Consider the following 14,223-nt stretch of genomic DNA (forward strand, 5'->3'; position numbering starts at 1 on the left):
AAAATGTATGACAGCGTTCCCCGCAGGTGCGGGGATGAACCGACCACATCGTTTTCATTCGTCCACAGCTTCAGGCGTTCCCCGCAGGTGCGGGGATGAACCGGCATCCAAGAAGCGGCTCAAGCCCGCCGCCTAGCGTTCCCCGCAGGTGCGGGGATGAACCGGTGATGATGAGGCTGGGCGGCTCGTAGAACGGGCGTTCCCCGCAGGTGCGGGGATGAACCGGAACTGTGAGTGCTGTCCAAGTTCCATGTGATGCGTTCCCCGCAGGTGCGGGGATGAACCGTGGACTTCGGGAAATAATTCCCGAAGTGCAAAGCGTTCCCCGCAGGTGCGGGGATGAACCGACCCGCCGCCGCACAGGCAACCACAATCATCAGCGTTCCCCGCAGGTGCGGGGATGAACCGCCCGGCTGGTGCCGGTCCCGGTGTCGCTCTCCGCGTTCCCCGCAGGTGCGGGGATGAACCGGGCCGGGCCGCCGCCGTGGCCGCTGGTGCCCTGCGTTCCCCGCAGGTGCGGGGATGAACCGTTTTGGCGAGGAACTTATAGCTGTCGTTAGACGCGTTCCCCGCAGGTGCGGGGATGAACCGATGGTTTGTTGATGCTCCACGACCCATGGGCCGCGTTCCCCGCAGGTGCGGGGATGAACCGTCCCTGGGCATGAGTCTAGCCCTTTTGAAAACGCGTTCCCCGCAGGTGCGGGGATGAACCGCCTTGTTGCCAACATCCAGCGCGTGGCAGATCGCGTTCCCCGCAGGTGCGGGGATGAACCGGTTAAAGAGGCCTACGCCAACTACCAGGAAGCGCGTTCCCCGCAGGTACGGGGATGAACCGACTGATATGGCAATCCAAGAACAAAACATCGTGCGTTCCCCGCAGGTGCGGGGATGAACCGGCCGTCCACCGGATCGTCTGGGAAGCCCACCAGCGTTCCCCGCAGGTGCGGGGATGAACCGGACTCCCGGCCGGCCCGGTTCGAATCGTGCTGGCGTTCCCCGCAGGTGCGGGGATGAACCGAAGGTGCAGGAGCTGACCGATACGGAAGTCATGCGTTCCCCGCAGGTGCGGGGATGAACCGCATCACGAAAAGAAGGGCTGGGATTCGACGCGAGCGTTCCCCGCAGGTGCGGGGATGAACCGATCATGCATATCACAATCAGAGACGAACACGGGCGTTCCCCGCAGGTGCGGGGATGAACCGAACGACCAGATTGTCCGCGCCATTGTTCGTGCGCGTTCCCCGCAGGTGCGGGGATGAACCGCTCGTGGACGCCCACAACCACGCCATCGATGCGCGTTCCCCGCAGGTGCGGGGATGAACCGACCCGCACCTTCGCATTGATGACCGCCGTTTAGCGTTCCCCGCAGGTGCGGGGATGAACCGTATTCAGGCGTGAAGTGCGCGATGCCTGCTCGGCGTTCCCCGCAGGTGCGGGGATGAACCGCGACGAGTTCAGCCATGACACCGAAACCCGTTGCGTTCCCCGCAGGTGCGGGGATGAACCGGCGTCAACGATCAGGCTGGCCCTGCGGACCTGGCGTTCCCCGCAGGTGCGGGGATGAACCGGATCTTTCCCCAGACGAACTGGATCACCTCAGGCGTTCCCCGCAGGTGCGGGGATGAACCGAACGTGATCACCCGCCTGCCCACGGACGACGCGCGTTCCCCGCAGGTGCGGGGATGAACCGTGGGACGAGATCGCCACCGACTTCATGCGCGAGCGTTCCCCGCAGGTGCGGGGATGAACCGCCGGTCGCAGAAGGCTGATAGGGGCGCGGGTTGCGTTCCCCGCAGGTGCGGGGATGAACCGGGTCAGTTCCACGTCAGTCATGCTTGTGCCTCGCGTTCCCCGCAGGTGCGGGGATGAACCGCTGGGGGGCTGGATGCTGGATGCCGCCGATGGGCGTTCCCCGCAGGTGCGGGGATGAACCGCTCATGCCAGCCAGGTCACGGGCCGCCGGGTGGCGTTCCCCGCAGGTGCGGGGATGAACCGCCGTACAGATCCCGGTCCCGGGCGCTGGTCTGGCGTTCCCCGCAGGTGCGGGGATGAACCGTGCTGAACATGCGCAACCCGGGTGCCTTTGCTGCGTTCCCCGCAGGTGCGGGGATGAACCGACATACCATGTCCCCCTTTTTGTCCGTACAAAGCGTTCCCCGCAGGTGCGGGGATGAACCGCATGTTATTGTCGCTGGTGAGGCACAGCTCACGCGTTCCCCGCAGGTGCGGGGATGAACAGGGAGAAGAGGGACAGGCGCTCTTGACTGTTTAGGTCGGGTATTGGCGGTGGCTTGCATAATGCGCATTATGGGAAGCGTGTTTTCCCCTGTTTTCGCGGCGATCCGAGCCGTCAATCCGGCATTTTCCCCTGATATTGGCCCTGGCAAACAAACCGCAGACAGAGTTCATCCTCGGCATATCACCGCAGCGAGGAACCGCCGTGAGGGAAGGGGTCAGGCTGCTGATCGTCGTCGCCGTGGCCGGTAAAGGGCCTCGAACTGCGTGCTCTGTGCCAGCCATTGATCCGGGGTGAGTCCCAGCCGTTCCAGGATCGGAGGCAGGGTATTGGCGATGGCGCCTTTCTTTCTCGGGTCGATGGCCCGACCTGTATAGTCCACCAGGGCGAGATAATCCTCGAAGCCAAACGGAATGCCGGGCTGTTCCCGTTCGGCGCATGCGCCTTCAAACGGCAGCAGCGGCTTCACCGGTCCGTCGAACCGCATCAGGGCCTCCATCCGCATCTGTTCCCGCACAGCCTGGGCCAGGTCGAACCTCGGCGTGATCCGTTCCCGGATACTGGTGTGTTCCGAAGCCTCCGGGGTGGCGGCCATCCCGGCCCGCACCGGATTGAGATCCACATAGGCCATGCAACTGAGCAGGGCCGCTTCGGTGCGCAGGGCCTGGGATTTGAACCGGGCCTCCCAGAAGTGTCCGGTACAGCCGTCCTCCTGATTGGCCTGCCGGGCGATGGGTTCATTGAGGCACTTCATGAACCAGCTCAAGCTGGCCAGCCGTTGTCGGTAGCACCGGGCGAACTCCCCCACCTGATTCAGCGCGTAGCTTTCCTGCGGGTCTCCGGCCAGATACCGCTGGACCAATAGCGGCCCCTTGAACAGACAACTCCAGCGCCGCAGCACTTCGTCATCGGACCAGGACTCGGCCTGGGTCGGGTCCAGCTTGATGACCAGGTGGTAATGGTTGGACATCACCGCATAGGCGGCGATATCCACGGCGAACAAAGACGCCAGCAGCCGGATACGATCCTCGATCCACTGCCGCCGATGTTCAAAGCTCCTGCCGGTGGCCTGATCCTGCCCACACAGGAAGGTGCGCCGCACACAGCGCGAGATGATGTGGTAGTAGGGGGTGTCGGTGAGCGAAATCTGTTGGCTGCGGGGGCGTGTCATGGTTCCTTCCAGGGCTTCCCGGCCAGATCCGTGGCCGGGGTGTGGATAGCATACGTACAGGTTACTGCAGGAAAGAATCGTTCGGGAAGAGGTCTTCGAGGTTTTCAGCGGTGAGGATGGAGACCAGCGACAATGTCTTTGCCCTGGTGGTGATGGCACAGATCAAGGCCAAGCGGGTCAATGACGGTGCCACGCGCAAGGATGTCAAAATCGCCCTGATCCGGCGACTGTACGAACGGGGCTACAGTCGGGAGCAGATCGTGCGGCTGTTCAGGATCATCGACTGGATGATCCAACTGCCCAGAGGGCTGGAAGCGGGATTTGTGCAGGCGGTCTATGCCATACAGGAGGAGAAGAAGATGCCTTATGTGAACACCATTGAGCGCGTTGAGCGCGAGAAAGCGCTTCAGCAGGGCTTGGAGCAGGGCTTGGAGCGTGGGGTTGGTCAGGGTCGTCAGCTGGAGGCCCGGCGTATTCTGCAGCGGCAGCTGAGCAAGCGCTTTGGGGAGTTGCCCGATTGGGTTTCAGAGCGGCTGGAGGCTGCGGATGTTGACCAACTGGAAGTTTGGTCGGATGAGATCCTGTTTGCTGACAGCCTGGACACGTTGTTCAAGCACTGATCCTGGCTTCTCTCCCCCATATTCGCCTTCATCCTCTTGGAGAGAGGGACAGGCGCTCTTGACTGTACTTCGTCATCGGACCAGAACTCGGCCTGGGTCGGGGCCAGCTTGATGACCAGGTGGCAATTAATCCGGTCACTGTGGGTGCCGCGCAGGTTCTCGTCGATGAAGGAGCCATTGACCTTCTTGCCACCTTATAATGAGTGGCACCATAGGGTGCCCGATCACGAGCTGCTACACTCAGGCAGAATAATTTATACGTCACGCCAGAATCGTGCCCGGCTCAAACAGTGGCCCTTTGACCCATGTTGCGCGAGAAACCCCCGGCTTCAGCCGTGGGGAGGGTATCGAATTAATTTGAGGTTTTTTATGCTGAACGGCCAGTCCATTTTGATTGTTGATGACCAGCTAGAAAATCTCAAGCTGTTGTCTGATGTACTCAAGCCGCTGTATCGGGTGCAGGCGGTGACCAACGGTGCGCAGGCGCTGGATTTGCTGGCACAGGGTACCCCGCCGGACTTGCTGTTGCTGGACATCATGATGCCGGAGATGGATGGCTATACGCTGTGCCAGCGGATCAAGACATGTTCTGCAACGGCAGATATCCCGATCATTTTTCTCACGGCCAAGACCGACAGCGACAGCGAAGCCAGAGGGTTTGCGGTGGGAGCGGTGGATTATGTGACCAAGCCAATCCATCCCCCAGCCTTGCTCGCCCGCGTGGCGGCGCATCTGGCCTTGGCGGCGCAACGCAAAAAACTTTCCGCAGAGCGCGATGAAATCCAGCGCCTGGTACAAAAACTCACCCATGAGATTGCCGAACGTGAGCGCGCAGAGGCGCAGTTGCGTATCCTGGCCAAGGCAGTTGAAAAGGCCCCGGCTTCGATTTTGATTACAGATCGTGATGGCACAATCACCTATGTCAATCCCTATTTTTCACAGATTACCGGCTACACACAGGAAGAAGCCATTGGCCAGAATCCTCGGATATTGAAATCCGACCAACAGGATAAAGCGCTATACCAATATCTGTGGGAGACCATTACCCAGGGCCAGATCTGGCGCGGGGAGCTGGCTAATCAAAACAAAGCTGGTCAGCTATTTTATGAATCGGTGGCGATTTCGCCCATTCTCGATGATCAGGGCCAGATCACCCATTATGTTGCCGTCAAGGAAGATATCGGTGATCGCAAAGAGCTGGAACGAATCAAGGAAGACGTTGAGCACATCATGCGTCATGATCTCAAATCATTACTCAATCCGGTGATTGGCTTCCCGGATTTGTTGTTGCTGGATGATAATCTAAGCGCTGAACAGCGCGAGGCACTCACCCTGATTCGAGAATCCGGGCAAAAGATGCATGATATGATCAATCTGTCGCTGGATCTGTTCAAAATGGAAACGGGCCAATATCACTACGAGTCTCAGACGGTCAATTTAATCGTGATATTACATGAGTTGCAAGGCATTGCAACGACTCAGATGCAAAGCAAAAACCTGCAGCTGCAGATGTGCTTGAATGGCGAGGTGCTGGCCCCCGAAACCATGCTGTTGGTTCGTGCGGATGCGCGTTTGCTGTTTTCGCTATTGGCAAACCTGCTGACAAATGCGGTAGAGGCCTCGCCACATGGCGCAAACATTGTCATTGAGTTGACCACCCCCGGCCCGGTGGTGCTGGCATTACGTAATCAAGGCACTGTGCCTGAGCGCATACGCCAGCATTTTTTTGCAAAATACTGCACCTACGGTAAACGCAGTGGCACCGGTCTTGGGACCTATTCTGCCAAACTGCTGGCCGACACCATGGGCATGGATTTGCGCATGGAAACCTCCGATACAGAGAACACCACCTGCATCTATCTGACCCTGTCGGTGGCGCAGTGAATCTGCAGGCGGTACGAGCGACGCCCCAATGCTGGGCGCTTTTTTGGCTGATGCTGATACTGCTCATTCCGCTAAACGGTGCTGCCTCCAGCATTGCCCTCACGCCCGAGGAACAGGCTTGGCTGAAGGCCAATCCCGAGATCCGCTTAGGTATCGGGAATTGGTTTCCTTCGGTGATTGTGCTCGATAACGGTCATGTCGTTGGTATTGAACCGGACATCATGGCGCGTATTCAGGCACTGACCGGGGCAAAAATTCAACTTGAAGTTGGCGATTGGGCAGAGATGGTCCAGCGTGCCGAGCGCGGGGAATTGCACGGTTTGGCGAATTCGATTGCCCATCCCGAACGTGCCCAACGCTTTTTATTTACCCGTAGCCTGTATTCCGCTTGGTATTATCTGTTTGTACGCAGCGCTGATACCGCACAGATCCAGCGCATGGAGGATTTGGCCGGTCAATCCGTGGGATTTTTGGCCGGTAATCTCGGTGAGCAAAAAACCCTTCAACGCTGGCCGCAGATTCATGCAACCCCCCTCGCTTCGTCTACGGAGATGCTTGCCCAATTGCTCGATGGGCAGATTGATGCCTTTGTCAGTCCTTTGAATATCTTGCAGTTGTTGCGTGAACAAACCTTGATGAATGACATCAAAACCGCTTTTGCAATTCCGGAGACGGAATCACCATTGGTGTATTCCATTGGGCGTGAACATCCTGAATTACACAGCATTATTAACAAAGCCCTGGCGGCAATTGATTTTTCCGAAGTGCAGGCAATCATGCAAGGCTGGGGGATCATCATTCAATCCGACAGCAAAATTGCCACCGGCCTGGTATTGAGCGAGGAAGAACGGCGCTGGCTGGCCGAGCATCCTGTCATTCGCGTAGGCATTGATCCACACTGGTATCCCTTGGAATTTGTCGATGATCAGGGTCGCCATGCGGGAATTTCTGCAGATTATCTGGCGCTGCTTGAGCCGCTGTTAGGGGTTCGATTTGAGGTCACGACGGATCTCTCATGGACCGAGGTGATGCGCAAAATCAAGGCGCGTGAACTTGATATGCTGGCGATGGCAGCACAAACCCCTGAGCGGGATCAGTATCTCAATTTTACCCGCCCCTATATTCGTTCGCCGATGGTCATCGTCACTCAACTTGATGTGGATTATTTGCCCGATCCTTCATGGCTGCGCGGTCAAACAGTCGCTGTTGTTGGCGGTTATGCCTCCTATGAATGGCTTAAGCATTCCTATCCTGAACTGGATTTGCAGGTGGTGGATACCACAAGCGAAGGGCTGGAGCAGGTTGCCACCGGGCATGCTTTTGCGCTGGTGGACAATCTGGCCTCGGTGAGTTTTTTGATCCGGGAGCTTGGCCTGTCAAATCTCAAGGTATCCGGTCAATTACCGATGGCCTTTGATCTGGCGTTGGCATCGCGCAATGATTGGCCATTGTTGCAGGGTATTTTTGAAAAAGCCCTGGACGCCATTCCGCAGACTGAAAAAGACACGATTTATCATCGCTGGATTCACTTGCGCTATGACATAAAAATTGATTATCAATGGCTGTGGAAGGTCTTGGTGGGCGTAGGGATTTTGTTGTTTGCCATTTTGCTGTGGAATTACAGTCTTCAGCGCCAGATCAGCAAGCGGCGACGCGCTGAAGGACAGTTACAGGAAACCAGTGAACGCCTGCGCTCGGTGCTGGCCTCCATTGATGATCTGGTCTTTGTGCTGGATACCAAACAACGCTTTATTGATTGCTATTACTCGGATGAAAGCCGTTTGCTGATGCCACCGGCGCAGTTTCTCGGCAAACATCATGAAGAAATGTTTCCAGCAGAGATTTCGGCACAATTCAAGCAAGCCATTGAGTTTGCCACCCACAACGGCACCCAGCAGTGCGAATATCCGTTGGTATTGGCCCAGGAAACACGCTGGTGGAATGCCAGTGTTTCGGCACGCTATGATGCCGAAAATCACGTGGTTGGCAGTACGGTCGTGGTGCGCGACATCACCGCCCGTAAACAGGCAGAGATAGCCCTGCAACAAACAAAAGAAGCGGCTGAGACCGCCAATCATGCCAAGAGTGCCTTTCTTGCCAACATGAGCCATGAAATCCGCACTCCGATGAATGCCGTACTGGGCATGCTCTATCTGACACTGAAAACCCATTTAAATCCGCGCCAGCGCGGCTATCTTGAACAGGCGCAGCGCTCCGCCAATGCCCTGCTGGGCCTGCTCAATGATATTCTGGATTTCTCCAAGGTCGAGGCCGGGCAGCTCAAACTTGAACACATCCCCTTCACACTTTCTGTGGTGCTCAGTGATGTGGATACCATGGTGGGCAATCAGGCACGAGACAAAGGGCTTGACTTTCATGTGCAGCGTGATGCCCAAGTCCCGGATGTCTTGCTGGGCGACCCCTTGCGGCTGGGGCAAATTCTCATCAATCTGACCAATAACGCCGTCAAATTCACCGAACAGGGACGCATCGACCTCACTGTCCACCTGGAGGGGTTTACCCATTGTGGCACGGTGGTGCAGGTGCATTTTGTGGTACGCGATACCGGGATTGGTATGGAAAAGTCGCAGCTTGCCCAACTGTTTACGCCGTTTCATCAGGCGGATAGCTCAATGACCCGCCGTTATGGAGGCACCGGGCTGGGGCTGTCGATTTGCAAGCGCCTGGTTGAGCTGATGCAGGGCAGCATTGAGGTCAGCAGTCAACCACAACAGGGCAGTGCTTTTTTCCTGACGCTCCCCTTTGTCGTGGCAACAGAGGCGCATTCCCCAGACATGCGCGCACTGTCCAGCGCACCACATCCCAGTGCGCTCAGTGGGCGACGGGTCTTGCTTGTCGAGGATAATGAGGTTAATCAAATTGTTATCCTTCGCATCCTTGAGCAAGCGGGGATGGTGGTGAGCATCGCTGAACATGGCATGGCGGCTCTGGCACATATTGAGGCCTGTGGTGTACAGTGTTGGGACTTAATCCTGATGGACATCCAGATGCCTGATCTGGATGGCCTGGAAACCACCCGACGCATCCGGGCCCGATCAGACGGGGCCGGGATTCCAATCATCGGCCTGAGCGCTCATGCCCGCGAAGACAATATCCATGACGCCCTGCTGGCCGGCATGAATAGGTACCTGGCCAAGCCCATTAACCCGCCTTTATTACTGGCGGAAATAGCCCGCTGGTTGACCCCGACCACCATGCCGCCCCAACCGCCAAAAGCGGCACCGCTGGCCTCATCGACAAACACCCCGACCGTCCTTGACCCGGCCATGGGCCCCTGGCTGTATGCACAACTGGATACCCTGTATACCCTCGCCAGCACCTGCGACACCGCACTGGAAGACCACTTCACCGCCCACCGTGCAAACCTTGAAACCCAGCTCCCCAGCGAGGACATCGCTACCCTGGCACGCCACATCGACCGCTACCAATTCACACAGGCTGCTGCTTTATTGGATCAATGGCGCACCCGCCCGCATATCTCCACCAACCGCGATTAATGCAGGAGGGGCAGGCCCTCTTGACAAACCACCCGATTCCAACATCATCCGGATCACTGCATTAAAATCATTGCCTTCGGCGGGGCGCTATTCCCACGGCCAAATCCCAGGCCAAGGACTTCCCGCGCCAATTTGGTGACTGCTGCCAGTGCTTCACATCTGGCGCCATATTGCCCTGGTACCGGGAGGTGACCGCCATGAGTAGTAACGTCGTTGTGACCCGACACAATGTATTTCAACGGCTCGGGGACTCGATCAAGGGGATCCTCCTCGGACTCTTGCTGATCGTGATCTCTTTCCCCGTCCTCTTCCTCAACGAAGGCCGTGCGGTCAAGACCGCCAAGTCGCTACAGGAAGGCGCGTCTGCCGTGGTATCGGTGAGTGCGGATATCGTGGACCCCGCCAACGAGGGTGCGCTTGTGCATGTGATCGCAACCGTGAAAGTGGAGGAGGCGCTGACGGATGGCGCCTTTGGCATCACCGCACACTCGGCGACCGGCCTTAAACGCACGGTGGAGATGTTCCAGTGGCGTGAGGAGAGCAGCACGCAGACCCATACGACCCTGGGCGGCACCGAGGAACGAGTGACCACCTACACCTACCGGCAGGAATGGTCGTCGAACCTGATCCGGTCATCCAGCTTCAACGATCCAAGCCACCGTAACCCGCCGGAGATGCCCTATCCTGACATGACCCTGCACCCCTCATCGGCGGACTTTGGTGCCTTCCAGTTGACGAGGGCGCACCTTGGCCGGTTCACGAGCTTTCAGCCGATCCATCTGACCGACGAGCACTTGAGCACATTGTCTGCGGACGTGTCTGGGAATTTCCGGGTTTACAATGGTGCTCTCTTCCGTGGCGCCGATCCGGCGAATCCCGCAATCGGCGATGTCCGCGTCAGCTTCTCGCAGGTGCCTGCTGGCGTCGCCACCGTGGTTGGGCGCCAGACCGCGGATAGCTTCACCGAATACCCCACCCAGGCCGGTCGGCAACTCCTTTTTGTGCGCAGCGGTGTTGCTACCGCAGACAAGGTCTTTAGTGATGCCATGGCCGCGAATACGTTTCTGACCTGGGTCTTGCGCTTCGCTGGGGGGTTCCTGATGTTCCTGGGCCTCACCATGATCTTCAAGCCACTCTCTGTGGTCGCAAGCGTGCTGCCCATCGCCGGCAGCATCGTGGCCACAGGTGCCGGCATCGTCGCCTTCCTCGTCTCGACTTCCGTCTCTTTGGTGGTGATCGCCACGGCATGGATCTTCTATCAGCCGCTCCTGGGCATTGCCCTGCTTGTCGTTGCGGTCGGGGTCACCCTTGGACTCAGGAAAGCCTGGAAAAAGGCGCCCGAGACCACCGCGCAAAATCCTGTGCCCCCATCAAGAGGTCCGGAGTCTCCGCCATCGGCGTAATGACCAACCCTACATGGCGGGATAGTTGGGGCCATCCCCCCCTTGGGGCACCACCCAGTCGATGTTCTGACCCGGGTCCTTGATGTCGCAGGTCTTGCAGTGCACGCAGTTCTGGGCATTGATCCGCAGTCGCGGCCCGGCACCGTTCTCCTCCACATATTCATAGACGCCCGCCGGACAGTAGCGGGTCTCGGGACCGGCAAAGCGGGCATGATTCAGTGACAGGGGCAGCGCCGGGTCCCGCAGTCGCAGGTGGACCGGCTGGCCTTCCTCGTGATGGGTGTTGGACAGAAACACCGAAGAAAGCCGGTCGAAGGTGAGCGTGCCGTCGGGCTTGGGATAGTCGATGGGGGTCGAGGATGCCGCCGGCCGCAGGGCGGCATGGTCCGGATGATGGTGCAGGGTCCAGGGCGCCCGGCCCTTGAACACATAGGTTTCCAGGGCGGCATGGGCCAGACCGCCCCACAGGCCCCAGCGGAAACCGGGACGGATGTTGCGGGCCGCATGCAGTTCCCGCATCACCCAGGTCTGATCCAGACGCTGCCGGTAATCGGTGGCCTCGCCCCGCTGCCCGGCCCCATCGGCCAGCAGATCGAATACCGCCTCGGCCGCCGTCATGCCGCTCTTCATGGCGTTGTGGCTGCCCTTGATGCGGGGCACATCCAGAAAACCGGCGGCGTCTCCGGCCAGCAGGCCGCCCGGGAAACCGAGACGGGGAATGCTCTGCCAACCGCCCTCCACCAGGGCCCTGGCCCCGTAGGCAATGCGGCGCCCGCCCTCCAGCACCTCGCGGATGGCCGGATGGGTCTTGAACCGCTGCATTTCCTCGAAGGGGCTCAGATAGGGGTTGCGATAATCCAGTCCGACGATGAAACCCACCGCCACCTGATGGTCTTCCAGGTGATAGAGGAATCCACCGCCATAGGTGCCTCGATCCAGTGGCCAGCCGATGGTGTGACGGACGGTGCCGGGACGGTGCCTTGCCGGGTCCACTTCCCAGAGTTCCTTGACCCCCAGGCCGTAGGTCTGGGGGTCGACGCCGTCCCGTAGCGCAAAACGGGCCATCAACTGCTTGGTCAGTGAACCGTGACAGCCCTCGGTGAACAGGGTCTGGCGGGCGTGGAGTTCCACCCCCGGCTCAAACTGGGGGCCTTCGCTGCCATCGGCCAGACGACCCATGTCGGCGGTGGCCACGCCCATCACCGCACCCTGGTCATCGAACAGGATCTCTGCCGCCGGGAATCCGGGCAGGACCTCCACCCCCAGATCCTCGGCCTGCCGGGCCAGCCAGCGGCAGAGATTGCCCAGACTGATGATGTAATTGCCCTGGTTGTGCATCTGGGGCGGCAGGGGCAGTGTGAACGCCCGCTGCCGCCCCAGCCACAGGAAGGCATCTTCGGTGGCCGGCGTATGCAGGGGTGCCCCCCGGGCCTGCCAGTCGGGAATGAGTTCGTTCAGGGCCCGGGGGTCGAACACGGCCCCGGAAAGGATATGGGCACCCACCTCGGAACCCTTCTCCAGGACGCAGACCGACAGTTCCCGGCCGGCGGCCTCGGCCAGCTGCCGCAGACGAATCGCCGCCGCCAGGCCGGCCGGGCCGGCGCCGACGATGACCACATCAAATTCCATGCTTTCACGTTCCGACATGGCGGGTGTCTCCGTATCAGGGTGTCGGGTCAGGCCTTCATCTGTCTGAGTCCGTCCCGCAACGACGGCAGGATCTCGAACAGATCCCCCACCAGGGCGTAGTCGGCGGTCTGCACCATGGGGCACTCCTCATCCTTGTTGATGGCCACCACCACCTTGCTGTCCTTCATACCAGCCCAGTGCTGGATGGCGCCGGAGATGCCCACGGCGATGTACAGCTCCGGGGCGACGATCTTGCCGGTCTGGCCCACCTGGTAGTCGTTGGGCACAAATCCCGCGTCCACCGCCGCCCGGGAGGCACCGATGGCGGCACCCAGTTCATCGGCCACCGCCTCCAGCAACTCAAAGCCCTCCGCACTGCCGACGCCCCGCCCACCGGAGATCACCACCCGGGCGGCGCCCAGTTTGGGCCGTTCGCTGCGGGTCATGGCATCCTCCACAAACCGGGACAGGCCCGGATCGGGGCCGGCGGCGATGGCCGTGATCTCCGCCTGTCCGTCCTCGGGGGCCGGGGCAAAGGCCGTGGTGCGGATGGTCAGCACCCGGATGGGCTCCTCGCAACAGACCCGGGCCATGACATTGCCCGCATAGATGGGACGCTGGAAGACGGTGGGGCTCTCAATCGCGGTGATGTCCGATACCTGGCCCACGTCCAGCAGGCCCGCCACCCGGGGCATGACATCCTTGCCATGACTGGTGGCGGCGGCCACCACCGCCTGATGGTCGGCGGCCAGGGCGGCGATCAGTACCGCCAGGGGCTCCGCCAGCTGATGTGCGTACAGCGGGTCATCACACAGCAGCACCTGCGTCACGCCTCGCAACCGCGCCGCGGCCTCGGCCACGGCACCGCAATGATGACCGGCCACCAGAACCCGGACGTCGCCCCCCAGGGCCGTCGCCGCCGCCACCGCCCGGCGACCGGCATCGGAAAGGATTTTATGATCGTGTTCCGCCACTACCAGGACTGTCATGGTTGTTCTCCTGTTCAAATCACCTGGGCATCATGCTTGAGCCGATGGAGCAGGTCTTCCACGCTCTCCACCCGCACCCCGGGCTTGCGTGCCGGCGGTTCCGACACGCCCAGGCAGCGGATGCCGGTGGACGTATTCACGCCCAGGCTTTCAAGCGGCTTGATGTCCAGTGGTTTTTTCTTGGCCTTCATGATGTTGGGCAGTTTCAGGTAGCGGGGTTCGTTAAGCCGCAGGTCGGTGCTGACTACCGCCGGCAACGGTAGGGCCACGGTGCGGGTCCCGCCGTCCACCTCCCGGCTGACCCGGGCCTCGCCGTCCGCCAACGCCAGCCGACAGGCAAAGGTGCCCTGCCCCCAGCCCAGACGGGCCGCCAGCATCTGGGCGGTCTGGTTGCAGTCGTCATCGATGGCCTGCTTGCCCATGAGCACCAGCCGTGGCGCTTCTTCATCCACGATGGCCTTGAGGATGCGACTGATCACCACCGGCTCCAGAGCGGCTTCCGGAGTCTGTACCAGAACCGCCCGGTCGGCACCGAAGGCCAGGGCGGTGCGCAGCACATCCTGGCAGGCATCGGTGCCGATACTCACCGCCACCACCTCGCTCACCTGCCCCGCCTCCTTCAGGCGCACGGCCGCTTCCATGGCGATCTCGTCAAAGGGGTTCATGGACATCTTCAGATTGGCCAGGTCCACGCCGGAACCATCCGAGCGGGCGCGCACCCGTACGTTGTAATCCACGACCCGTTTCACCGGTACCAGTACCTTCATGGGCAT

The 14,223-nt window shown here is 60.1% G+C and carries 8 protein-coding genes and 1 CRISPR repeat array (1 of these 9 running past the window's edge); of the genes, 4 read left to right on the forward strand and 4 right to left on the reverse strand.

Annotated features, from left to right (window positions below; translation table 11 throughout):
* A CRISPR array of direct repeats spans positions 1–2,239; the repeat unit is 29 nt; unit sequence GCGTTCCCCGCAGGTGCGGGGATGAACCG; it begins 3,956 nt to the left of the window's first position.
* A gap of 214 nt (positions 2,240–2,453) precedes the next feature.
* Entirely contained in the window at positions 2,454–3,407 is a 954-nt protein-coding gene (locus BMX62_RS00325) for a transposase (RefSeq protein ID WP_090202311.1), read from the reverse strand.
* Between the two features lie 116 nt (positions 3,408–3,523).
* Here BMX62_RS00325 and BMX62_RS12535 point away from each other — a divergent pair, with 116 nt between their 5' ends.
* The 4 genes from BMX62_RS12535 to BMX62_RS00345 all read left to right on the forward strand — a co-directional run bounded on the left by BMX62_RS12535 (position 3,524) and on the right by BMX62_RS00345 (position 10,832).
* On the forward strand, positions 3,524–4,027 hold the full coding sequence (locus BMX62_RS12535; protein WP_143339626.1) for a DUF4351 domain-containing protein: 504 nt from the start codon (positions 3,524–3,526) through the stop codon (positions 4,025–4,027).
* Between the two features lie 369 nt (positions 4,028–4,396).
* On the forward strand, positions 4,397–5,911 hold the full coding sequence (locus BMX62_RS00335) for a response regulator (RefSeq protein WP_090202313.1): 1,515 nt from the start codon (positions 4,397–4,399) through the stop codon (positions 5,909–5,911).
* Entirely contained in the window at positions 5,908–9,429 is a 3,522-nt protein-coding gene (locus tag BMX62_RS00340; RefSeq protein ID WP_143339627.1) for a transporter substrate-binding domain-containing protein, read from the forward strand. Before BMX62_RS00335 ends, BMX62_RS00340 begins: the two co-directional genes overlap by 4 nt.
* Before the next feature lie 197 nt (positions 9,430–9,626).
* On the forward strand, positions 9,627–10,832 hold the full coding sequence (locus BMX62_RS00345; RefSeq protein ID WP_090202316.1) for a TMEM43 family protein: 1,206 nt from the start codon (positions 9,627–9,629) through the stop codon (positions 10,830–10,832).
* A gap of 9 nt (positions 10,833–10,841) precedes the next feature.
* Here BMX62_RS00345 and BMX62_RS00350 read toward each other — a convergent pair whose 3' ends face one another.
* The 3 genes from BMX62_RS00350 to BMX62_RS00360 are packed head-to-tail and all read right to left on the reverse strand — an operon-like array spanning position 10,842 to position 14,217.
* Positions 10,842–12,479: an electron transfer flavoprotein-ubiquinone oxidoreductase gene (locus BMX62_RS00350; protein WP_090202318.1), complete on the reverse strand. Its 1,638-nt coding sequence runs from the start codon at positions 12,477–12,479 to the stop codon at positions 10,842–10,844.
* A 29-nt stretch (positions 12,480–12,508) separates the two neighbouring features.
* Positions 12,509–13,450, reverse strand: a complete 942-nt coding sequence (locus BMX62_RS00355) for an electron transfer flavoprotein subunit alpha/FixB family protein (protein ID WP_090202319.1) — start codon at positions 13,448–13,450, stop codon at positions 12,509–12,511.
* A 14-nt stretch (positions 13,451–13,464) separates the two neighbouring features.
* Entirely contained in the window at positions 13,465–14,217 is a 753-nt protein-coding gene (locus BMX62_RS00360; protein WP_090202321.1) for an electron transfer flavoprotein subunit beta/FixA family protein, read from the reverse strand.
* Positions 14,218–14,223: the final 6 nt, after the last annotated feature.

Origin of the sequence: Ectothiorhodospira magna, assembly GCF_900110965.1 — a bacterium.
GTDB classification, from domain to species: Bacteria; Pseudomonadota; Gammaproteobacteria; order Ectothiorhodospirales; family Ectothiorhodospiraceae; genus Ectothiorhodospira; species Ectothiorhodospira magna.